Source organism: Actinospineispora acaciae DSM 45401, from assembly GCF_000620785.1.
GTDB lineage: Bacteria > Actinomycetota > Actinomycetes > Mycobacteriales > Pseudonocardiaceae > Pseudonocardia > Pseudonocardia acaciae.
On the sequence record NZ_JIAI01000008.1, the window covers coordinates 95,052 to 116,713 of the forward strand.

Consider the following 21,662-nt stretch of genomic DNA (forward strand, 5'->3'; position numbering starts at 1 on the left):
CTGGACAATAAGCCTTGGAAAGGTGAGTGACCCACGTTTTTGGGTCGGCACCGGGAGGGCGTCGACATGGAGGTCGCGACCGCGCCACCACCACCTTCGGCACCGGCGGATGAGTCGAGCAACGGCTGGCTGATCCCCATGCTGGTGTTGATCGGCGGCATGTTCATGTCGCTGTTGGACATGACCATCGTCAACGTCGCGATCCCGACCATGCAACGGGATTTCGGGGTCGCCACCGACGACGTCGAGTGGATCAGCACCGCGTTCACCCTGGGGCTGGGCGTCGTGGTGCCGTTGTCGGGCTGGCTGGGCGACCGGCTCGGGCTGACCAAGGTCTATCTGGCCTGCCTGGTCGGCTTCGCTGTCGCCTCCGCCCTGTGCGGGCTGGCCTGGAACCTGGGCAGCATGGTCGCGTTCCGGATCCTGCAGGCGGTGCCGGGCGGGATCCTGCCGGTCATCACCATGTCGATGATCTACGTGATCGTGCCCAGGGAGAAGATGGGCAGCGCGATGGGGCTGTTCGGCCTCGGCGTGGTGTTCGGGCCGGCCGCGGGCCCGACCCTCGGCGGCTACCTCGTGGAGTACCTCGACTGGCGGCTGATCTTCTACATCAACGTGCCGGTGGCGGTGCTGGCCACGGTGGCCGCCTGGTTCCTGATCCCGAAGATGGCGCCCACCACGTCCCGGCGGTTCGACTGGTGGGGGTTCATCACGTCGGCCACCGGGCTGTTCGCGCTGCTGCTGGCGTTCTCCGAGGGCGAGTCCTGGGGCTGGGGCTCCTACCGGATCCTGATGCTGATCGTGGGCGCGCTGCTGCTGCTCGCGCTATTCGTGGTGATCGAGCTGGAGCTGGACGAGCCGCTGATCGACCTGCGGGTGTTCAAGAACTGGATGTTCACGAACTCGCTGCTGCTGATCATGGTGCTGATCGTCGGCCTGTTCGGGGTGCTGTTCTACCTGCCGCTGTTCATGCAGGCCGACCAGGGCACCCAGCCGCTGCGCACCGGGCTGATCCTGCTCCCCGAGGCGCTGGTGATGGGCGTGCTGATGCCGATCGCCGGGAGGCTCTACGACCTCATCGGCCCGCGCTGGCCGGCGGTCATCGGGCTGGCCATCGCGGCCTGGGGTGGCTTCCTGCTGTGCGGGATCAACCCGGACATGACCGACGAGGACGTCATCCTCTGGACCTGCATCAGGGCCTTCGGCAATGGGCTGGCCATGATGCCGATCATGACGGCCGGGATGTCCGCGGTCCCGCCCGGCCTGACCACCTCCGCCAGCCTGATGAACAACGTGGCCCAGCGGGTGGCCTCCGCGCTCGGACTGGCGGCGCTCACGGTGATCGCCAGCAGCCAGTCGAGCCAGCTGATGTCCGACAGGTCCGCGCTGATGCCCGCCAACGACCCCAGGCTGAGCGCGCACGGCATCTCCCAGCAGGACCTCACCGGCCTGTACGGCTACTACCAGAAACTCCAGGTCGAGGTGACCGCCCAGGCCTACAGCGACGTCTTCCTGGTCGCCGCCATCCTGACCACCATCGGCATCGTCCTGGCCATGTTCATGAAAAAGCCGCCGATCCCCGACGAACCCGCCGCCCAACCCGCCGAGCCCGCCGCCGGCGCCGAGCCCACCGAACGGTCCGCCGAGGCGACACCTCCCGCCGACGGCACCGTCCGCGACCGCGAGCCGGTGCCTTAGCCCCTCAGCACCCCGACATTCCGGGCACGCACGGCGTCCCGGACGGCGAGCTGAGCTGGACGAACTGTGTGCGGCCGTCCGGCCCGATGCCCAGGATGGGGACCGCCTTGTTCTGCGCGTTGCCGTTGGGGGCGAGCGAGATCCAACCGCTGGCCCCGGGTAGCAGGCCGACGCCGTGAATGCGCTTGAACTGCTGGATCAGCTCCGCCGGTGAGCCGAGCGGAGGGTCGGACGACCGGATGGCGCGAACCGCCGTCATGATCGCGTCATAGGCCATGATGGTGTCGCCGTCGTCCAGGCTCTGGCCGGGGAACAGGGTCGGAAAACAGTCCGGGCCAGTGCAGGTGAGGTACTCGGCCGCGTTCGGCTGGAAGGCGCCGGGCGCGTTCCGCCATGACTCTGGGTGCGCCAGCGCCGTGTAAGCGACTGACACGTTCGCCGACAGCCCGTTGCGCAGCTCCGGCGCGCCGGACGCAGCCGCCGCCGCAAAGGTGGCGCCGTCGTGACCCGTCACCACCTTGATAGGGCGGTTGAGGCAGGGCCGATGCGACAGCGCGGCGACAAGCGCCGCCAGCTCGGGTGAACGGCCGGCGAAGAACAGCGCGTCGGGTTGTTGTTGGCAGAGGTTGGTCACGATGGCGTTCATGGTGTTCGCGGCGCCCGACCGTTCACCGGCGTACACCTCGTCCGGCACGACGATCTCATAGCCGTCGCCTGGGTAGTGCTCCCGGAACGCCCTGCCCAGGTCCCGCGAGTAGGCGTCCCTCGGGTCGGTGTTCTGCACGATCAGCGTCTTCCTCGCACCCGTCGACCGCAGATACGCCGCCGCGGCGGCCGCCTCGTCCGAGGTGGTCGGCGCGATGCGGGCAATCGAGGAGTTCGCCGTCACAGGGGCCGAGGTGAGCTGGTCGTCCGTTAGGCCGGCGATGATCAGCGGCACGTGGGCGGCGAGCAACGGGTCGATCGCCTCGCGGGGCGTGCCCGACGACTTGCCGCTGATCACGACGGCCATCAGATGGTGCTCGGCAAAGCCGGTGGTGGCCATCTCTCGCAGCGCACCGATGGGTCCGTTCGCGGGCTGCTCGGCCTTGCCGATGTTGGCGATCAGCACCCGGATCGGCGGCCGATCGGGGCGGCCGGCGGTCTTCGTCCGATTGGCCTGTCGCTGTGCGATCGCGGCCCCCATGACATCTTCGGCCACCCGGGCCGCGTAGTCGTCGTCGGTTCCGGGCGGCGGGATGGGGACGACGTAGGCGATGCTCACCGCGGATGGGTCCCCGGCCACCCGGGCGTTCTCCTCCCCGATGAGCCGCAACGCTGCAGCCGTCCGGTCGCCGAAAACGGGACCTTGGTTGCCATCGGTGATGCCTATGCACTGCCCGTCGACCTTCGCCAGCCCTCCCGCGCAGTGCGTCAGCCCGTACCACGTGGGGATGCCGAGCCCGACAAGCGCGAGGGCGAGCACCGCCAGGATGGCCAGGCGCACCGAGCTCCTGAGTGCCCGCCAGTACAAGCTGGCAACCCTGAAGAACCGGCGCAAGGGATGGCCGGGCCGGCTGGAGGTGTCAACCATGGTGTCCCCCGTGCTGATGCCAACGGTCCCAGCATTGGCTGAACGTCCTGCACCGCTCGACCAGGAAGGCCGCCCCCTCGGCCGCGTTCTGGGCGAGGGTGTCGAGCTCCATTTCGACGATGCCGCACATGTCATGGTGTGGATCGCCGAGCGGGTCGGTGTGCAGTTGCAGCGCGGCGAGCAGCCGGGGCGACACCAACGGCGCCGGCGCCTCGTCCGCGCAGAGCTCGCCGAAGTGGGCACCGGTGGTCTCGCCCCTGTCCGGGTGGGCCAGTGGAGCCGCCGTGACCCGCAGCAGCAACTCGTACCAGGCCTGTGGGTGGACCGGGTCGAACAGCTCGGTGAGCCGGGTCGCCACCTCGTGGAGCCGGCCGAGCGCGAGGCCGTGGTACAGCGCGGCCACCTCATCCTTGCTCGCCACCGCGCTGTCTCGGAGCAGCTCGTGCGCGTGGTCCCAGACCAGGTCCAGCGACGCGATGCCGCCAGGGCGGGCCAGCCGGTGAGCGATGGCCCGGCGGGCGAGCGGGTGTAGTCGCGGCGGTTCCGGCACCCCGTCCGTGATCCCGTGGGTGACCCACAGGTCGCGGGAGCGGAACGCCGTGATCAACCTTCGACCCCGACGGGTCTCTTGCCGCAGTATCGGGGCGATCCTGCCGTCGGAGAGGTCGACGGCGATCGCCATCAACACCAGCCCTCGGCGTATCTCCTCGGCCCACGGGCCGAGCACCAGGTCGAAGACCCGGTCGTCAAGGCTCCGACCGTCACGATCCTGCTGTCCCAAGGTGCCCCGGAGATCGACCCGGCGGCCGGGGCTGAGCCTCCCGTCGGGACCCCCCAGCACGTCGACGACCATCTCCAGGCCGGTCGGATGGGCCGCGGTCAGCCGGTGGGTGAAGGCAACGGTATGGAACAACGGCGGGCCGACGTCCAGCCTGGCCGCGATCGTCCGCACCTCCTCGCGGGTCGGCCCCGCGGTCGGCGCCACCTCGTCGACCGGATCGACCGACACCGGGTAGTACCGGCTGCCGTCACGCCTGTCTCGCTCGTTCCGCCAGAGCGTGATCGAGGCGTCCTCCAGGGCGTCCGGCTGCCAGTCCGGCGGCGCCGCCGCGGCTGCCGGAGGGTAGCGCTGGTGCGAGGCGGCCACGACGAGCAACGGACCCGATCCGGCCCGCTGTTCGGAGACCATGGTGACGAAGTCGCGGAGCTCGGGCGCGCCCACGTTGTCGAGCAACACAACGGCGCTGGTCCCACGGTCGAACGGGGTGAACCCTGCATCGAACGCGCCGCGCACGTCGGCCACGAAGGCCCGGCAGAGCACCTCGTCGACCCCCTCGTGGTCCTCCTGGAACTCCCGAACCGACAGCTCGACCAATGCGTCCACCGGATCGGGGAAGTGCTTGCCTCCGCCGAGTCCGTCCCGGTACCAGCGCATGCCGACGCCGCGCAGCATCTTGATGGTCCGGCTGATCTCCCACCCGCCGTCCACCGCCAGGCCGACCGCGCTGGTCACCGATACGTCCACACCGGCGAGCCCCGCGATCGCCATCCCGGCGTTCCGCACCCAGGTGCGCCCCTCGGATGTGTTCCGGAGCCTCCGCTGGATCAGCGTCCGGCGGGCGTCCCTGGCGCCGGCCATCGCGTCGGGGTCGAGTGGTTCGCCGACTGCCCACATCCCGAGAAAGAAACGCGGGAATCCGACCCGCCCGAATCGGGCGACCCGCCGTCCGAACTGGAAGGCGAGCCGGTTCGCGACCTGGTGCGGGCGCAGGCCGGGCGGCAGCCGCTCGCCGTCCAGAAAGGCGCGCGGCCCGGGCCAGTCGTAAATTTCGTTCAGGCTCTTGAGCAGGTCCGAGCACTCCGAGCCGCGTGATCCCCAGAGCACGACGATCGGCAGGTCATCGGCGCCCGGACGGTCGCGAGTCGCGCAGGTACGAACGAGCTGTTCCAGAAGGATTTGACGACCGTCGGGCACCGCCACCCCCCATGTGACGCGAGTGCCGTTTGCTTTCGGGACCGCGCTATCGGCAATTTCGCAACACCGTACTCGCCGCTCGACGCCGATTTGTCAGCCTGGGCGGCTCCCTGCTATGCGGGATCAGTCCGGACATGACCGAGGGCGACGTCAAGCCGCCGATCCGGGACGAAGCCGCCGGCCAACCCGTCGACGCCGAGCTCACCGAAGCCACACCGCACAGCGCCACCGCCACTCCCACCTCCGACGACGGCGCAACCCGCGACCCGCGACCCGCGACCCGCGACCCGCGACCCGCGACCCGCGACCCGCGACCCGCGACCCGCGACCCGCGACCCGCGACCCGCGACCGGGAGCCTGTGCCTTGACCGAACGACCGGTTCAGCACCCTGGCATTCCTGGCGTGCACGGCGTCCCGGACGGCGAGCTGAGCTGGACGAACTGTGTGCGGCCGTCCGGGGCGGCGCGCAGGATGGCAACCGCCTTGTTGACCGCGCTCCCGGTCGAAGTGAGCGAGATCCACCCGCTGGCCCCGGCGACCAAGCCGGCGCCGTGCATCAGTTTGAACTGCCCGATCAGATCTCGCGGTGAGCGGACTTCGCCATAGGGCGAACGAATCCCGCCGATCGTGGCCATCATCGCGTCGTACGCCATGATCGCGTAGCTGTCGTCCAGCGTCTGGTTCGGGAACAGGGTCGGGAAGCACTCCGCGCACCGGCCGGTCAGGTACTCGGTCGAGCCGGCCGTGAACGCCCAGGGCGCCTTGCCCCACGCCTCGGGGTGTGCCAGCGCGGTGAACTCGACGGACGCGTTCGCCTCCATGCCCCTGCGCAGCTCGGGCACGCCGCCGGCGAGCATCGCCACGAACTGGGCACCGTCGTCGCCGGTCACCACCCGGACCGGGAGGTCCAGGCAAGGTCGGGTCGGCAAGGCCGAGGCCAATGCCGCCAGCTCGGGTGCCCGGCCGGCAAAGAACACCACGTCCGGCCGCTGCTGACAGATGTTGAGCACGATGCCCTTCATGGCGCCCACGGGGTTGCGCTGGCCGTTGTATGTCTCGTCCGGCTCCACGACCGCATGCCCGGCGTCCACGTATCGGGCGCGGAAGGCGGCGCCGAGGCTCAGCGAGTAGCGGTCGTCCGGATCGGTGTTCTGCACGATCAGCGCCCGCTTGCTGGACGACCGGAGGTACGCGGCGGCCGCCGCGGCCTCGTCCTCGGTGGTCGGTGCGATCCGCGCGAGCGAGGTGTTCGGCGTCGCGGGGGCGGGGAGCAGCTGGTCCGCGGTCAGGTGGGAGATGACCACCGGTATCTCGGCGGTGACCATCGTCTCGATCAATGCGGTGAGCGGTCGCAACGACTTGCCGGTCACCGCGACGGCCATCAGGTGGTGCTTCGCGAACTCGGCGTGCGCCATCTCGATCAGCCTGGCGATCGGCTCCGCCGACGGGTTGGCGGAGTCACCGACGTTCACGACCAACACCCGGATCAGCGGACGGCCGCCCGCCGTGTTCGTCCGGTTCGCCTGCCGCTGGGCGACGGCCACCCCCATCAGGTCGCCGGCCAGGCGGGCCGCGTACGAGTCGTCGACCCCTGGCGGAGGGAGCGGCACGACGTAGGCGACGCTGACAGTGGGCTCCGCGGGATGCTCGTTGGCCAGCCGCGTGTTCTCTTCACCGATCACCCGGAGCGCGTTCGCCGCGCCAGGCCCGAAGACCTGGCTGTCTGTGCCATCGCTGATGCCGACACAGGGGCCTTCGGCCCGCTTGAGATCCGGGTAGTCGCAGTACGTCCGATTGATCCAGATGGTGATGGAGATGGCCACGAGCGCCGCGACCAGGATGAACACCAGCAGCGCCACCAGTATCTTGCGCACCCTCCTGCTGCGGTTGCCCCACCACCGCCGCAGCCGTCCGGGTCGTTGGGTCGACCTGACTGTCACGATGCCCCCAAACCGGCGTGCCAGCGGCTCCAGCACTGCCGGAACCTCTGACCCTGTGCCACCAAGAACGGTTCTCTCTGTCCCCCATGTCGACGCAGCTCGCCGAGCTCCGCGGCGACGATGCCGCACATGTCGTGGTGCGGATCACCGAGCGGATCGGAGTGGAGCAGCAGCGCCGCGAGGAGCTTCCGGGTCACCTTCGGTTCCGGTGCGGGTCCCTCGCTGAGCTTGTCGAGGTGGGTGCCGGCGTCGTGCCAGTCGTACGGGCGCGCCAACGGCGCCGCCGTGACCTGGAGGAGCAGCTCGTACCAGCGCTCCGGGCCCATCGAGTCGAACATGTCGCTGAGCCGCTGTGCCACCTCTGAGAACCGACCCAGCGCCAGCTCGTGGTACAGAAGGGCGAGGTCATCCCCGTTCTCGGCGGCGGCATTTCGCAGGACTTCGTGTGCCTGGTCCCATCGCAGGTCCAGCGCCGCGATTCCCCCCGGACGACCCAGCCGATGAGCGATTGCGCGTCGGGCGAACGGGTGCAGTCGCGGCGGATCCATCGCTCCCCCCACGACCCGATGTGTCACCCACAGGTCACGCGCTCGGAAATCTGTGATCAGTTCGGCCACCAGTGTGGGCTCCCTCCCCAGGATTGGGGCGATCCTGTGGTCGGACAGGTCGACGGCTATCGCCATCAGCGCCAGTCCACCGCGCATGTCCTCGGTCCACGGGCCCAATACCAGGTCGAATACCGTGTCATCCAGGTGTTCCAGGTCGAGGGTGCCGCGCAGGTCGAAACCCTGGGGCTCGGCGACCGCACTGGATAGTCCGCCGCCACGGCGCAGGGTCTCGATAACCATTTCCAGGCCCGCCGGATGGCCTGCGGTCAATCGATGGGCAAGGGAAACCGCCGCGCGCCGCGTCTCGCCGGGTTCCAACCCTCTGAGAATCGTTTCAACCTCCTGCCGGTCCGGCTCGGCGGTCGCGGGCACCTCGTCCACCGGATCCACCCACACCGGGTAGTAGCGACTCCCGCCCCGGGCGGCTCGCTGCGCTGCCCAGCGACTGATCGACACCTCGCTGAGGGCGTCCGGTTGCCAACTCGCCGGATCCTCGGCCGCGGCCGGTGGGAACCGCAGGTGCGAGGCGGCGACCACCAAGAGCGGCCCCGAGTTGTCCTCCAGCTCGGCGAGCATCGCGAGAAAGCGGCTGGCCGCCGGTCTGCCGACGTTGTCCAGCAGCGCAACAGCGCTGGTCTCACGTGCATTCCAGCCATGGCTGGCATCGAACTCGTGCCGTAGGTCCGCGACGAAGGCCCGACACAGCACCTCGTCGACCGAATTGTGGTTGCCCAGAAACTCCTGAACCGACAGTTCCACCACGCCGTCCACCGGGTCCTGGAAATGGACGTCGAGGATATCTCGGTACCACGTCATGGCGGGACCTCGCAGCAGCCGCAGGGTGCGGGTGATCTCCACCAGGCCATCCACGGCCAGACCGACCGCGCTCGTCACCGCGCCGTCCAGCCCGGCCAGACCGGCGATCGCCGCCGCCGAGTCCCGTAACCAGGTCCGGCCCTCGCTCCGGTTCCGCAGCCTCTGGTTGAGCAGGTCCCGGCGGGCCTCTCGGGCACCCGCGCCCGCGTCGGGGTTGAGTGGCTCTCGGACCGCCGCCAAGCCGAGGAAGAAGCGCGGAAAGCGGGCTCGACCGAATCCTTCGGCCTCATACCCCAGCTGGAACGCGAGCCGACTCGCCACCTGATGTGGCCGAAGCCTGGCCGGGAGCTGCTCGCCGTCGAGGAAGGCGCGCGGTCCCGGCCAACGGTCGACGGATCGCAGGTGCCTGAGCAACTCGGAGTTCTCCGAGCCGCGAGCGCCCCACACGACGACTATGGGCAGGTCGTCGGGATCCTGATTCGGCCCTTCGCGGTCGGCACAGTCGCGAATGAGTCGTTCCAGCGCCGCTGCACGACCGTTGGGCAACGTAAACCCCCATAAGGCACACTTTTATATCGAATATCGGACCCCCGCTAATGGGTTAATCCGGCCACACCATACTTGATGCGGACCTCGATATGTGCCGATGGCGCACATTCACCGAGCCACAACGCAAAGATCTCGGCAGGTATTCGTACCTCTCGGAATCAGCCGCGGTCGGCGCCGACGTGGATGGGGCCTTCGCGATCGGCGAGGCGGTTGCCGGCGCCGCCCCAGTGCAGGGCGATCATCTCGGCGGCGATGGACACGGCGGTTTCTTCTGGGGTACGGGCTCCGAGGTCCAGGCCGATCGGGCTGGCCATGCGGGCGAGCTCGGCCTCGGTCACGCCGGCCTCGCGCAGCCGCTCCAGCCGGTCGGTGTGGGTGCGGCGGGATCCCATCGCGCCGATGTAGCCGACCTCGGGCAGCCGCAGGGCCACCTCCAGCACGGGCACGTCGAACTTCGGGTCGTGGGTGAGCACGCAGATCGCGGTGCGGCCGTCGATCCGGCCGGCCTCGGCCTCCGCCTTCAGGTAGCGGTGCGGCCATTCGACGACGACCTCGTTCGCGCCGGGGAAGCGGGACGCCGTGGCGAACACCGGGCGGGCGTCGCAGACGGTGACCCGGTAGCCCAGGAAGGTGCCCATCTGGGCCACGGCGGCGGCGAAGTCGATGGCGCCGAACACGATCATCCGGGGCGGCGGGGCGAACGACTCGACGAACACGTCCAGGCCCTCGCCCCGGCGCTGGCCGTCGACGCCGTAGTGCAGGGTGCCGTTGCGGCCGGAGTCGAGCAGGCCGCGCGCGTCGTCGCGCAGCGCGTCGTCCAGGCGGGTGGAGCCGGTGCTGCCGTCCACCCGGTCGGGCCAGATGACCAGGCGTTTTCCGGTGCGGTCGGCGGGGCCGGAGACGACTGTGGCCACCGCTACCGGGTTCTCGGAACGGATCGCCTCGGCCACCTCGCGCAGCTGCGGGAACGTCTCCTGGTCGATCTTCTCCACGAAGACGTCCAGGATGCCGCCGCAGGTCAGGCCGACGGCGAACGCGTCGTCGTCGGACACGCCGTAGCGCTGCAGGACCGGGCGGGCGTCGCCGAGGACCTGGTTGCCCAGCTCGTAGACCGCGCCCTCGACGCAGCCGCCGGAGACGCTGCCCACCGCCTCGCCGCCGGGGCCGACCAGCATGGACGCGCCGGGTTGCCGGGGCGCCGAGCGGAACGTTCCCACCACGGTGGCCAGCGCCACCGACTTGCCGTCATCCCACCACGAGGCCAGCGAGTCCAGTACGTCACGCATCGGCCATCACCTCCAGCAACCGCTCCAGGGTGGCCAGGCTGTGCCCGGCCAGCAGATCGTCCAAGTGCGGAAGCGCCGCGACTATTCCCCCTTGTACCGGCGCGTAGCCGTCCTTGCCGGCATGCGGGTTGACCCAGACCAGCCGGTGCGCCAGCCGGCGCAGCCGGGCCAGCTGCTCGGCCAGCAGGGTCGGCTCGCCGCGCTCCCAGCCGTCGGAGAAGATCACCACCACCGCGCGCCTGGCCACCCCGCGCTGGCCCCAGCGGTCGGTGAAGGCCCGCAGCGCGTCGCCGAGGCGGGTGCCGCCGGACCAGTCGGGGATGGCCTTGCCGGCGGCGGACATGGCCTGTTCGGGGTCGCGGTGGCGCAGCTCGCGGGTGACCCTGGTCAGCCTGGTGCCGATGGTGAACGTCTCCACGGCGGCGGGCATGCGGCGGGTCACGACGTGCGCGAACCGCATGAGCGAGTCGGCGTACGGCGCCATCGAGCCGGACACGTCGATCAGCAGCACCACCTTGCGCGGGCGGCGGCCCGGCGAGCGGCGGCGCAGCTCGCGCAGCTCACCGTGGTTGCGCAGGGCGGCGCGCAGGGTGCGGCCGGGGTCGGGGTAGCCGCGGTCGGACGGGCGGCGGCGCCTGGACGTGCGCAGCGGCGGCTCCGCGCGCAGCAGGGCGAACAGCGCGCGCAGGTGCTCGCGCTCGGCCGGGGACAGCTCGGCGAGGTCGCGGTGGCGCAGCACCTCGGCCGCGCTGGCCGCCACCCGCAGCCGGGGCAGCTCGGGGCCGTCCTCGGTGTCCTGGGCGTCGGCGCCGTCGGTGAGCGCGGCGAGCTGGGACGGCGGCGGGCGGCGCTGGTCCTGGATGGGGACCTTGGGACCGCCGCGCTTCGGCTCGAACCAGGCCTCGAACGCGGCGTCGTAGCGGCCCACGTCGTCGGGGTCGGCGCACAGCGTGAGCCGGCCGGCCCAGTAGGTCTGCGGCTTGCTGGTGACGTCCAGCTCGTCGAGGGCGGTCAGGAACGCGGACACCCGGTCGGTGGTGATGGACAACCCGGCGTGGCGCAGCGCGGCGGTGAACCCGACCAGGCCGGGCAGTGGGTCCACCCCGTCGTCGACCGGGACACCCAGCTGGACCATTACACCAATACCGCGTCGAGCTGGTCGCGCACCCGGTCGGCGTCCTCGCGGTACTTCAGCACGGCGCCCAGGGAGGCAGCGGCGGAATCCATGTCGAGCTCGCGTGCGCCCAGCAGCTGCAGCGCCTGCGCCCAGTCCAGGGACTCCGCGACCCCGGGCGGCTTGAGCAGCTCCAGCTGGCGCATCCGGCGCACGGCGGCCGCGACCTGGCCGGCCAGCCGCTCGGGCAGCCCGGGCAGCCGGCTGCGCAGGATCGCGATCTCGCGCGTGACGTCCGGGTGGTCCAGCCAGAGGTAGAGGCAGCGGCGCTTGAGCGCGTCGTGCACCTCGCGGGTGCGGTTGGAGGTCAGCACCACCAGCGGCGGCGTCTGCGCGCGGACCTCACCGACCTCGGGGATGGTCACGGCGTGCTCGGTGAGCACCTCCAGCAGGAACGCCTCGAACTCGTCGTCGGCCCGGTCCACCTCGTCGACCAGCAGCACGCTGGGCGCGGTCTGCAGCGCGCGCAGCACCGGGCGGGCGATCAGGAACCGCCTGTCGTAGAGGGAGGCCTCCACCGCGTCGGCGTCCAGCCGCTCGGCGGACGCGCCGGCGGCGGCCTCCAGCGCGCGCAGGTGCAGCAGCTGGCGCGGGAAGTCCCAGTCGTAGAGCGCCTGGCTGGCGTCGATCCCCTCGTGGCACTGCAGACGGATCAGCTCCGCGCCGAGCACCTCGGCCAGCGCCTGCGCCAGCGCGGTCTTGCCGGTGCCCGGCTCGCCCTCGCAGAACAGCGGGCGGTTCATCCGCAGCGCCAGGAAGGCGGCGGTGGCCAGCCCGTCGTCGGCCAGGTACCCGGTGTCCTCCAGCGCCTTGGCCAGCTCGGCGGGCGTGTCGGGCGGTTCGTGGGTGTTGCTCACGGCTCCAGCATGACTGCTGCGACCCACGATGTGCCACTTGAGCCGGGGCCGGACGCCAGTGAATTCTCTCATTCACGGGCGTGATCTGGATCACAGCTTTCAGATTCGAAATAACTTGGCCATGCCGTGTTCGTACCGTGATACACCCGTTATGACCTGGGATAACGCAGGTAAACCGGATATTACAAGCGTGCAATTGGTGACACCTGCGTGACGCGGCTCGCATTAGCGCTGCTTGACGAATCCCCGCCATTGGTGCGTAGCGTCCTGCGTCGGTCGGCAGCCAGTCGAACCGGAAATGATCGCTGACGCACTGCGCCACACCCTGCCCGGTGCGTCAGAACCCCCGACACCGAATGTGCACCGGGCAGGGTAGGAACACGTATGACCTGCATGCGCGGTGCGGAGAGAAACATGACCCCGTCCCGAGGCACCTCTCGCGCACGAATCTTCGGCGCGCGAAATCTGGCTCGTGTCGTCGTCGCCGGCGTTGTTCTCGCCGGCACCCCGCTCGTCCTTGCCGGAACCGCAAACGCCGCTCCAGACGAAGTCTGGGACCAGCTCGCGAAATGCGAGAGCAGCGGTAAATGGAACACCAACACCGGAAATGGCTTCTCCGGTGGCCTCCAGTTCACCGCCTCGACCTGGCGTGCGTACGGCGGCAAGGGCAGCGCCCACAACGCCAGCCGCGAGGAGCAGATCGCCGTCGCCGAACGGGTGCTCGCCGGGCAAGGCTGGGGCGCCTGGCCGGCCTGCTCGAAGAAGATCGGCGCGAAAGGCAAGTCCACCCCGCGTCCCCTCTCCGGCTCGTCGGGCGGCGGCTCCTCGACTCAGAGCGGCCGCACCGAGGTCAAGCCGTCCGCCCCGGCCGGCTCGCTGACCAAGGCGGGCGCCAACTACACGGTCGCGGCGGGCGACACCCTGTCCGCGATCGCCATCGCCCGCAACATCCCCGGCGGCTGGCAGGCCGTCTACGAGCGCAACCGCGACGTCCTCACCGACCCCGGCATGCTCCGCGTCGGCCAACAACTCAACCTCGGCTGACCCGCCCGCCCGTCGCCGTCCGGCCCCCGCTCGCACAACCGCTTTGGGCTTCACACCTGCGCTCTAGCAGGTGTGCGGCGTCAAGAGTGGGTGTGCGGGCGGGGGCTTGGGCGTTACGGGCAGTTGACCCACTCGTCGGTGCCGTCGGCGAAGTGCTGGTGTTTCCAGATGGGGAGGCGGGCCTTGACCTCGTCAACGAGGTCGGCGCAGGTGGTGAAGGCTTGGCGGCGGTGATCCGCCGCTACGGCGACGGCCAGGGCTACGTCGCCTATGCGGAGGGGGCCGATGCGGTGGGTGACGGCTAGTGCCCGTACGCCTTCGGAGCGGGCGGCTACCTCGTCGGCCACCTCGCGGATGACGCGCTCGGCGGTGGGGTGGCCGCTGTACTCCAACGCCTGAACATCCCGGCCGCCGTCGTGATTGCGCACCACGCCGGCGAAGGTCACCACGGCGCCGGCGGCCACGTGCGCGACCAGCTCGGCGTGCTCGTCCACGCTCAGCGGTTCCTCGACGACCGCCGCGCGGGTCACCACCGTCTTCACCGGGGCCTGGGTCACTTGTGATCGCCTCCTCGTAGCTGGTCGACGGCGTGGGTGAGGACGGTGGCCAGTACGCCCAGCCCGTCTCGCACCCCGCCCGTCGACCCCGGCAGGTTCACCACCAGGGTGCGCCCGGCCACGCCCGCCACGCCACGTGACAGCACGGCGGTCGGGACCGTCGGCGCGCCGGCGGCCCGGATCGCGTCGGCCAGGCCCGGCACCTCGTAGTCCAGGACCGACCTGGTCGCCTCGGGGGTGGCGTCGGTCGGTGAGATGCCGGTGCCGCCGGTGGTGATGACGACGTCCACCTCGGCGGTCACGGCGGCGCGCAGCGCGTCGGCCACCGGGTCGCCGTCCGGTACGACGTCGGCGTCGGGGCATTCGAAACCCTGTTCGCGCAGCCAGCTCACGATCAGCGGGCCGCCCCGGTCGGGGTAGACGCCGGCGGCGGCCCGGTTGGACGCGGTGACCACCCGCGCGGTCCGCTCGGTCACGCCCGATCCTCCGGGCGGGTCCAGGTGCCGGTCTTGCCGCCGTCCTTGCGCTCCACCCGGACCCCGTCCAGCACGGCGGCCGGGTCCACCGCCTTGATCATGTCGTGCAGCGTCAGGCCGGCCACCGCGACGGCGGTCAGCGCCTCCATCTCCACGCCGGTGCGGTCGGTGGTCTTGGCGGTGGCGGTGATGTGTACGGCGCTCGCTTCGAGCTCGAGGTCCACCGTGACGCCGGTGAGCACGATCGGGTGGCACAGCGGCACCAGGTCGGGGGTTCGCTTGGCGCCCATGATGCCGGCGATGCGAGCGGTGGCCAGTGCGTCGCCCTTGGGCAGCCCGTCGCGGCGCAACAGCTCGACCACGGCCTCGGTGGTGCGCAGCACGCCGGTGGCCACCGCGACGCGGGCGCTCGCGGCCTTGTCCGAGACATCGACCATGCGGGCCGCGCCGGCGCTGTCGACGTGGGTCAGCTCCACCCGATCGACCCTACGTGCCCGCGCGGAGGCCGCCGCCACGGCCCGCCAGCCTGTGATCTGCGTCACTTTTGCCTTCGACACGTTTTGTGTCCTCGCCGTGTCTCGTTCGTTATGTAGATGCCCGTTGAGCTGGACCGACGGTAGTCTCTTCCGCCGTCGAACGGCACTGATGATCTCTAATGGGTTACTCGACCCCCCTTCCCTCGGCGCGTTTGGTCGCCTAGCGTCACCGTCGGTTCGCTGATCCCCAGCCTTCATCAGGCGAACCCCGGTGTCCGCCGCGCGCTCCCCTGTCCAGCGGTCTCCGGCCCCCGAACCAAAGCGTCGGACAGGGACGGGAGGGCCTCGAACCCCCCGACCGAGGCAGCCGCGCTGCTCCCCAGCGGCCTCCCGTCGCGCGCGACCGATTCGGAGACATCGCGCATGCCTAGATCACGCGGCCGTCACCGTAAGCCGTCGAACGCCGGCAAGAACATCGCCAAGACCGCGATCGCCGGGGCCGTCATGGGCGTCCCGCTGGCCACCGCCGGCCAGGCCCACGCCGCCCCGGACGAGGTGTGGGACCGGGTGGCGAAGTGCGAGAGCGGCAACAACTGGGCGATCAACACCGGGAACGGGTTCCAGGGCGGGCTGCAGTTCACCCCGTCCACCTGGCGCAGCTTCGGCGGCACCCAGTACGCCGCATCCGCGCACAAGGCCACCCGGGAACAGCAGATCGCCGTCGCGGAGAAGGTGCTCGCCGGGCAGGGCTGGGGCGCATGGCCGGTCTGCTCGCGCAAGGCCGGCGCCACCGGCTCCAAGCCGACCCCCCGCGTGATCACCGTCAAGGCCCCGGCCAAGAAGACCGAGAAGGCCACCAAGCCCGCACCCGACTCCGGCCGGGGCAAGCACGCGCTCGCCCCCGGCACCCCGGCCGTCCCGCTGCCGGCGCCCGTGCCCGCGCCGGTGGTGCCCGAGGCGGGCCGGCTCGCGCCGTTGCAGGCGGCCACCGGGCCGACGGCGCTCACCGCCATGCCGCTCGGCTCCCAGCCCGCGTCCGGCAGTTCGACGACCCCCGCACCGGCGCCGACCGAGGCCCCGGGCACCGCGCTCGCCGCCGCCACACCGGCGCCCGAAAAGCCCGCGCCCGCGCCCGCCGAGAAGCCCACCGAGCCGTTGCTCACGGCGCTCGCCGCCCCGCCCCCCTCGGCGGCCGCGCCAGCCCCCGCCGAGGCCGCCGCCCCGGCTCCCGGTACAGCCCCGGCCCCCGCCGCCGCTCCCGCTGCGCCGGCCGAGGAGGCCGCGAAGCCTCCGGCCGTGCTGGCCGCACCGGAGAAGCCCGCCACCGGGCCGACCCCGGCCGCCGTCACCGTCCCGACCCCGGGCGCCAAGGAAGCCCCGGCGCCGACCGGGCCGCGCACGTACCAGGTGCGGCCGGGCGACACGCTCTCCGGCATCGCCACCGCGCAGGGCGTGTCCGGCGGCTGGCAGGCGATCTACCAGGCCAACCGGGGCAGCGTCGGCGACGCGAACCTCATCCGCCCCGGCCAGCAGCTCAACCTCGCCCCCTGAGAAGCCCCGTTACACGCCCTGGGCGCGGGCGGCTTCGCGGACGGCCCTGGCCACCTCGGTGGCCACCGACAGGTCGAACACGCTGGGGACGATGAACGACGGGTTGGGGTCGGTGACCACGGAGGCGATGGCGGCCGCGGCGGCGCGCAGCATCTCGTCGGTGATGATGCGCGCCTGGGCGTCCAGCAGCCCCCGGAACACACCCGGGAAGGCCAGCACGTTGTTGATCTGGTTCGGGTAGTCCGAGCGGCCGGTCGCGATCACGGAGGCGTACCGCTGCGCGATCATCGGGTCGACCTCGGGGTCGGGGTTGGCCAGCGCGAACACCACCGGGTTCGGGGCCATGGTGGCCAGCTCGTCGGCCCCGAACAGGTTCGGCGCCGACACCCCGATGAACACGTCGGCGCCGACCATGGCGTCGGCCAGCGTGCCGGTCTTGCGCGCGGAGTTGGTGTGCTCGGCGATCCAGGCCAGGTTCGGGTCCAGGTCGTCGCGCTCCGGGTGCACGATGCCGGCCACGTCCACCGCGAGCACGTCGCCGGGGCGCTCCGGCAGCATCAGCCGGATGATCGCCGAGCCGGCCGCGCCGACCCCGCACACCACGATCTTGCAGTCGGACAGCGGCTTGCCGGTCACCCGCAGCGCGTTGCGCAGCGCCGCCAGCACCACGATCGCGGTGCCGTGCTGGTCGTCGTGGAAGACCGGGATGTCCAGCGCCTCGCGCAGCCTGGCCTCGATCTCGAAGCAGCGCGGCGCCGCGATGTCCTCCAGGTTGATCCCACCGTACGCGGGCGCGATGGCCTGCACGGTACGGATGATCTCCTCGGTGTCCTGGGTGTCCAGCACCACCGGCCAGGCGTCCACCCCGGCGAACCGCTTGAACAGCGCCGCCTTGCCCTCCATCACCGGCATCGCGGCGGCGGCCCCGATGTTGCCCAGCCCGAGCACGGCCGAGCCGTCGGTGACCACCGCTACCGTGTTGCGCTTGATGGTCAGCCGCCGGGCGTCCTCCGGGTTGGCGGCGATCGCCCGGCAGATCCGGGCCACCCCCGGGGTGTACGCCCTGGACAGGTCGTCGCGGGTGCGCAGGCTGACCTTCGGGGTGACCTCCAGCTTGCCGCCGAGGTGCACCAGGAACGTGCGGTCGGAGACCTTGCGGACGGCGACCCCGGGCAGCGCGCCGAGCGCGGCGGTGATCTCTTGGGCGTGTTCTTCGTTCAGCGCGTTACAGCTGATGTCGATCACGATGCTGTCCGGGCCCGCGTCCACCACGTCGAACGCGGTCACCACCCCGCCGACCCGGCCGATGGCGGCGGCGAGGTCGCCGGCCGCACTGACCGAGGGGGGAGCGGACACCCGGGCCGTGATCGTGTATCCAGGACCAGGCACAGCCACCTGATCAGCTTACGTCCCGCCGGTCAGACGCTCAGCTTGGCACCGCCAGCCTGGCGCCGCGCGACCGCGGTGCGGAGTTCGCCGAGCGGGCGATGGTCGCTCCGGCCGATCCCACTCCGCCCTGCCACAGGCGACGACCCGGTGCACCATATAGCCGATCAGTCGTCTGCAAGCGAAACGGTCCCGACAACCTCCCAATTCCACAAGCGTTCCGGTCCCCACTGGATGATGAGACTTACTGATCCGATGGTGAGATCACGGCGACGAACCACCTTGCCAAGCGCGGAGATCAGCGGTTCGGCTGGCTGATCGGCGGTACTGTACGCGACAGTCATATGCGGCATCCAGCAAGTCTCAGGACCGTCAAGTTGCCCAGATCGCCCGGTCACCGCAAACGTCGCCGCACGCGTCGCATTCAGAACGGGGAACAGCGCTTCCGGCGGTTGAATGCCCAGCACGATCGCTTCAGGGTGATACAGGATGCGCCTTAGCGATACAGCTATGGGCGACACCTTGGACAACCTATGGCGAGCGGCCGCCAGCATTGCCGACATGTCCTCGCGGCTGACCTCCGCCGTTGTCCCGGCGGTTAGCGTCGTCACATGCAGCCACTCGTGTGGCGTCATATGCAAGCCAGCAAATGCTGTAAGGCGCTCCGCAACTTCCGCGGCGGCGGCACGCGCCTCGGGATGCTCCCGCAGAAGCATATGCCAGTAGACGGTGCCGTGCCCGTGCCGAGGTTCGGGACGGTGCTTCCAACGATCGCGCATCCGATCAGGAAAGGGACTCATTCGGTCTCCGGGTGCCAGCCCGTCGACACCGCGCGGGCGCTGAACTCGCGGAGGCCCTTCCGGAGCTCGAGTACCATCTTGCTGCCTCGGAATTGGTTCCGCCCCAAAGAGCGGTCCAGTCGATCAACATAGGCGGTCACAGTGGCTACGCGCAGTTCAGGAGGCAATGTCAGGACAGGGGTGACCTCCTCGACAACCTCGTCGAGAGAACCGTTCATCAAGTGGGCTATGCCCGCTCCCATCCTTACCTGTGCCCACGTCGCCCGAACCCTTGGCCCGCCAGAGCGCCACTCCGCTTCGGCCGTCGACGCGGCTCGCAGCGCGGTTTGTGGATCTCCTGTCCCGGCCGCAACGGAGAGCGCGAAAAGTGCCTGACGGGCAACCGGAAAGGACCAGGCGGACATACCAGAATCGTCTGGAACAGTTTCAGCGGCATGCTCGGCGCGCTTGAGTGCTTCACGGGCTCTGCCACAATCCCCAAGCAGGGCCGCAGCGTTTGCTTCCTGACTGGCAAGCTGGATCCTCACCGGCGCGTGCGGGCTGCACTCGAAGCCTTTCCGAGCAACGTCAGCCGACTCGACTAGCCGCTCCTCCCACCTCAGTGTTTTCGCCAACGCCGTCCATGCGAGCGCCTGATTCGTGCCGGCTTCGCGCGCATATTCCAGTGCAGCAGCACCGCACTTCTCGGCTCGATAATCCTGCTTGAGATCTCCGAACAGCAGGCAGGCATGCGCTAGAAGTTCCGACTCGATCCGAAACAGTTCACGTTTCTGACTAAGACGCTGCCGACACCGGAGAAGTGTTTGGATCTCGCGGTGCAGTCGGAGAACCTGGGCCAGAACGCGCGTTGCCGGCGCTTGCGTATGAGCCTCCGCGAGCGATGCCGTAGCGGTTGACAGTCGACCAATGACCTCATCACTCACGCTTGAGTCGGCCAGCTCGGCGACCAGGACTCCGGTATCGATATCTTGATATCCCGGGCCAGTGCTGGCACTGGATTGCGGAACAACTCTTGACGCGAGCCCGAATTCCGCCCTGGCCCGATCTGGCATATCCAGGCCATCGGCTATGCGGCCCAGCACAGCGAAGCTCTCGACGCGCCGCTTGCCCTTCATGATCTCGCTGACCTTGCCCTGTGGGATCCCAGAAGTTACGCCAATGCGCGTTTGGCTGGCGCCGGCGTAACGACTCACGAGGCGAAACAGCATCCCAACATCGCGAGTACGAAGAGCCTCACGCGTGTCGCTTCGCTCCCAAAACCCGGCAGGTAGCTGGATCGCGTCAAAGGCTCGGCTCGCCACCGGTCGTTTCACCGCTTCCCGTCCAGGCCTTCCTCGTGCCAGGAGCCTAGTTGCCGTTGTCGCGGTCCGGCACCGCACTACACCCATCCCTTGGGGGGATACCCGCGCTGGATGGGTCGCAGCCGGGTCCTCGGTCGATCGTCTCACCATGGGTATGTCGCCGCCGCAGGCTGATGTCGCAGTCGTTCGATCGGAGCCGCGCTCGTGTTGATCTCCCCTCCTGCCCAGGCAGGGACAGCCAACGACTTCGTCCATTGGATTGCCCAGCGAGGAGACGGCGCGGAGATCATCCGTGAACACGCCCACGGGGACGATGGAACCTGCCGGTCGTGCGGACGGGTGTGGCCGTGCGCGATGCGCCGGCGCGCCGAGGAGTCGCTCACGCTTCAACCGGATCTACCGCCATCGAGTGGCCGGTGCCACACCGCGACCAACAAGATCACCGTATGGCGCGGCGAAACCTTCCGCGGCGACGGCGTGCGACCCCGCGCCGAGTGGCTCGGGCGAGCGGACTACCCGGATGCGAAGAAGGCGCGATGGTGGCTGGCGCTCATGCTGGAAACGCTACGGCACCACTCGCATCCCCACGCTGAGGACGTCTTCTGGGGCGAGGTGACCGCTGGGGAGTTCGCAGCCGAACAGGTCGAGGACGACGGGACGGTGGTCTTGCTGGGCGGCTGGCGACCGGTCGAGGAGCGAGGCAGCACGGCAACCGCGTACCTGCGTGGACCGGACGAACCGATCTCCTGGGAGGAGCCGTGAGACCGGGAGGCAGCCATGTACGCGTCAGCGGCGGTGGGCATGCGACAGATCGGACGACGTGATCTACCGGGGATCGTCGAAGCGGCTCAGCGCCTCCGGGGTGTCCACGTCGTCGGGGGTGGCCAGGTCGCCGCATTCGACCAGCCGCAGCGCGGGGTGACCGGCCAGGTAGGTACGGGCGCCGGCGTCGCCGACGGCGGCGGCCCGCACGGCGTCCCAGTGCGCCCGCCCGAGCAGGACGGGGTGGCCGGGCACGCCTCCGTACGCCGCGCGGGCGAGTACGTCGGGCACGTGAGCGGCCGCCTCGACCAGCCGGGCGATCACGGGCGCGCCGATTCCTGGCAGGTCCACCAGGTGCACCAGGGCGGCCGTCGCGGCCCCGGAGAGGGCGGCCAGGCCGGCACGCAGTGACGCGCCCATGCCCTCCGCCCAGTCCGCCGCGACCACGACCCGCACGCCGTCAGGCACCAGCGCGGCCGCCTCCTCCGCGGCAGCACCGAGCACCACGACCAGCGGATCGCACCCGCCCGCCCGCAACGCCTCCAGCGCACGCACCAGCAACGGCCGCCCGTGCAGCTCGACCAGCGCCTTCGGCCGGCCCATCCGGCGCCCGGCCCCGGCGGCGAGCAGTAACCCGGTAGGTGGGCTCAGCGGTTGATCTCGGTCTCGGGGTGCTCGTACGGCACCGAGGGCAGCGGGAACTCCACGTCGCCGAACGGCGAGGACGAGCCCTGCGTCGCGGCGGCAAGCTCGCTGACCGGATGGCCACCGTCCTCGGCCTCCGGCCACTCCGGGTCGATACGTTCGGGACGAGCCTTCGCCACCGGTCTCC

The 21,662-nt window shown here is 70.3% G+C and carries 18 protein-coding genes and 1 pseudogene; 5 read left to right on the forward strand and 14 right to left on the reverse strand.

Annotated elements, in window-relative coordinates; all coding sequences use genetic code 11:
- The first annotated feature begins 66 nt into the window (after nt 1–66).
- A complete protein-coding gene (locus tag N912_RS55750) occupies nt 67–1,698 on the forward strand; it encodes an MDR family MFS transporter (RefSeq protein ID WP_064745439.1) in 1,632 nt (543 codons plus the stop codon).
- Nucleotides 1,699–1,702: 4 nt separating this feature from the next.
- On the opposite strand, the gene N912_RS0130585 is transcribed toward N912_RS55750, so the two are convergent.
- Both N912_RS0130585 and N912_RS0130590 read right to left on the reverse strand, forming a co-directional pair.
- Nucleotides 1,703–3,184, reverse strand: a complete 1,482-nt coding sequence (locus tag N912_RS0130585; protein ID WP_028925378.1) for an ABC transporter substrate-binding protein — start codon at nt 3,182–3,184, stop codon at nt 1,703–1,705.
- Between the two features lie 79 nt (nt 3,185–3,263).
- Nucleotides 3,264–5,246 (reverse strand): hypothetical protein, encoded by a 1,983-nt coding sequence (locus N912_RS0130590; RefSeq protein ID WP_156994153.1) that lies wholly within the window; start codon nt 5,244–5,246, stop codon nt 3,264–3,266.
- Nucleotides 5,247–5,380: 134 nt separating this feature from the next.
- Here N912_RS0130590 and N912_RS63905 point away from each other — a divergent pair, with 134 nt between their 5' ends.
- Entirely contained in the window at nt 5,381–5,614 is a 234-nt protein-coding gene (locus N912_RS63905) for a hypothetical protein (RefSeq protein WP_028925380.1), read from the forward strand.
- A gap of 13 nt (nt 5,615–5,627) precedes the next feature.
- Here the strand turns inward: N912_RS63905 and N912_RS0130600 are convergent, their stop codons facing one another.
- From N912_RS0130600 to N912_RS0130620, 5 genes are all read right to left on the reverse strand, one after another.
- Nucleotides 5,628–7,187 (reverse strand): ABC transporter substrate-binding protein, encoded by a 1,560-nt coding sequence (locus tag N912_RS0130600; protein WP_156994154.1) that lies wholly within the window; start codon nt 7,185–7,187, stop codon nt 5,628–5,630.
- Complete coding sequence (locus N912_RS0130605; protein WP_156994155.1) at nt 7,184–9,157, reverse strand: hypothetical protein; 1,974 nt, start codon at nt 9,155–9,157, stop codon at nt 7,184–7,186. The genes N912_RS0130600 and N912_RS0130605 overlap by 4 nt, the downstream gene beginning before the upstream one ends.
- A gap of 161 nt (nt 9,158–9,318) precedes the next feature.
- Nucleotides 9,319–10,446: an XdhC family protein gene (locus tag N912_RS0130610; RefSeq protein ID WP_028925383.1), complete on the reverse strand. Its 1,128-nt coding sequence runs from the start codon at nt 10,444–10,446 to the stop codon at nt 9,319–9,321.
- The gene (locus N912_RS0130615; protein ID WP_051581035.1) at nt 10,439–11,581 is read right to left on the reverse strand and encodes a vWA domain-containing protein; all 1,143 of its coding nucleotides are present in this window, start codon (nt 11,579–11,581) and stop codon (nt 10,439–10,441) included. The genes N912_RS0130610 and N912_RS0130615 overlap by 8 nt, the downstream gene beginning before the upstream one ends.
- Nucleotides 11,581–12,477 (reverse strand): AAA family ATPase, encoded by an 897-nt coding sequence (locus N912_RS0130620; RefSeq protein WP_028925385.1) that lies wholly within the window; start codon nt 12,475–12,477, stop codon nt 11,581–11,583. Before N912_RS0130620 ends, N912_RS0130615 begins: the two co-directional genes overlap by 1 nt.
- 414 nt (nt 12,478–12,891) lie before the next feature.
- Here N912_RS0130620 and N912_RS0130625 point away from each other — a divergent pair, with 414 nt between their 5' ends.
- The gene (locus tag N912_RS0130625) at nt 12,892–13,521 is read left to right on the forward strand and encodes a LysM peptidoglycan-binding domain-containing protein (RefSeq protein WP_028925386.1); all 630 of its coding nucleotides are present in this window, start codon (nt 12,892–12,894) and stop codon (nt 13,519–13,521) included.
- Nucleotides 13,522–13,634: 113 nt separating this feature from the next.
- Here the strand turns inward: N912_RS0130625 and N912_RS67110 are convergent.
- Nucleotides 13,635–14,554, reverse strand: a pseudogene (locus N912_RS67110) (molybdenum cofactor biosynthesis protein MoaE).
- Nucleotides 14,551–15,030, reverse strand: coding sequence for a cyclic pyranopterin monophosphate synthase MoaC (moaC, locus tag N912_RS0130640; protein ID WP_028925389.1), 480 nt, complete (start codon nt 15,028–15,030; stop codon nt 14,551–14,553). Before moaC ends, N912_RS67110 begins: the two are co-directional and overlap by 4 nt.
- A 423-nt stretch (nt 15,031–15,453) precedes the next feature.
- Between moaC and N912_RS66820 the strand changes: the two genes are divergently transcribed.
- Nucleotides 15,454–16,581 carry a transglycosylase family protein gene (locus N912_RS66820; RefSeq protein WP_051581036.1) on the forward strand — a complete coding sequence of 376 codons (1,128 nt, stop codon included), beginning with the start codon at nt 15,454–15,456 and terminating at the stop codon, nt 16,579–16,581.
- 9 nt (nt 16,582–16,590) lie between these two features.
- Here the strand turns inward: N912_RS66820 and N912_RS0130655 are convergent, their stop codons facing one another.
- The 3 genes from N912_RS0130655 to N912_RS63910 form a co-directional block, all read right to left on the reverse strand.
- On the reverse strand, nt 16,591–17,976 hold the full coding sequence (locus N912_RS0130655) for an NAD-dependent malic enzyme (protein WP_028925390.1): 1,386 nt from the start codon (nt 17,974–17,976) through the stop codon (nt 16,591–16,593).
- 158 nt (nt 17,977–18,134) lie between these two features.
- Nucleotides 18,135–18,683 carry a 2'-5' RNA ligase family protein gene (locus tag N912_RS62500; RefSeq protein ID WP_211261452.1) on the reverse strand — a complete coding sequence of 183 codons (549 nt, stop codon included), beginning with the start codon at nt 18,681–18,683 and terminating at the stop codon, nt 18,135–18,137.
- An 80-nt stretch (nt 18,684–18,763) separates the two neighbouring features.
- Nucleotides 18,764–20,080 carry an NsdA family TPR-like regulatory protein gene (locus tag N912_RS63910; RefSeq protein ID WP_211261453.1) on the reverse strand — a complete coding sequence of 439 codons (1,317 nt, stop codon included), beginning with the start codon at nt 20,078–20,080 and terminating at the stop codon, nt 18,764–18,766.
- 192 nt (nt 20,081–20,272) lie between these two features.
- Here N912_RS63910 and N912_RS0130665 point away from each other — a divergent pair, with 192 nt between their 5' ends.
- A complete protein-coding gene (locus N912_RS0130665; protein ID WP_156994157.1) occupies nt 20,273–20,830 on the forward strand; it encodes a hypothetical protein in 558 nt (185 codons plus the stop codon).
- A gap of 63 nt (nt 20,831–20,893) precedes the next feature.
- Here N912_RS0130665 and N912_RS0130670 read toward each other — a convergent pair whose 3' ends face one another.
- Nucleotides 20,894–21,481 (reverse strand): nucleotidyltransferase family protein, encoded by a 588-nt coding sequence (locus N912_RS0130670; RefSeq protein ID WP_028925393.1) that lies wholly within the window; start codon nt 21,479–21,481, stop codon nt 20,894–20,896.
- On the reverse strand, nt 21,478–21,654 hold the full coding sequence (locus tag N912_RS62505; RefSeq protein WP_156994182.1) for a hypothetical protein: 177 nt from the start codon (nt 21,652–21,654) through the stop codon (nt 21,478–21,480). Before N912_RS62505 ends, N912_RS0130670 begins: the two co-directional genes overlap by 4 nt.
- Nucleotides 21,655–21,662 lie beyond the last annotated feature (8 nt).

Excerpts from the sequence above, each read along its gene's own strand:
- N912_RS55750 (WP_064745439.1), top strand. The coding sequence starts at position 67 with ATGGAGGTCGCGACCGCGCCACCACCACCTTCGGCACCGGCGGATGAG.
- N912_RS63905 (WP_028925380.1), top strand. The coding sequence starts at position 5,381 with ATGACCGAGGGCGACGTCAAGCCGCCGATCCGGGACGAAGCCGCCGGC.
- N912_RS0130610 (WP_028925383.1), bottom strand. The coding sequence starts at position 10,446 with ATGCGTGACGTACTGGACTCGCTGGCCTCGTGGTGGGATGACGGCAAG.
- N912_RS0130615 (WP_051581035.1), bottom strand. The coding sequence starts at position 11,581 with ATGGTCCAGCTGGGTGTCCCGGTCGACGACGGGGTGGACCCACTGCCC.
- N912_RS0130625 (WP_028925386.1), top strand. The coding sequence starts at position 12,892 with ATGACCCCGTCCCGAGGCACCTCTCGCGCACGAATCTTCGGCGCGCGA.
- N912_RS66820 (WP_051581036.1), top strand. The coding sequence starts at position 15,454 with ATGCCTAGATCACGCGGCCGTCACCGTAAGCCGTCGAACGCCGGCAAG.
- N912_RS62500 (WP_211261452.1), bottom strand. The coding sequence starts at position 18,683 with ATGCTTCTGCGGGAGCATCCCGAGGCGCGTGCCGCCGCCGCGGAAGTT.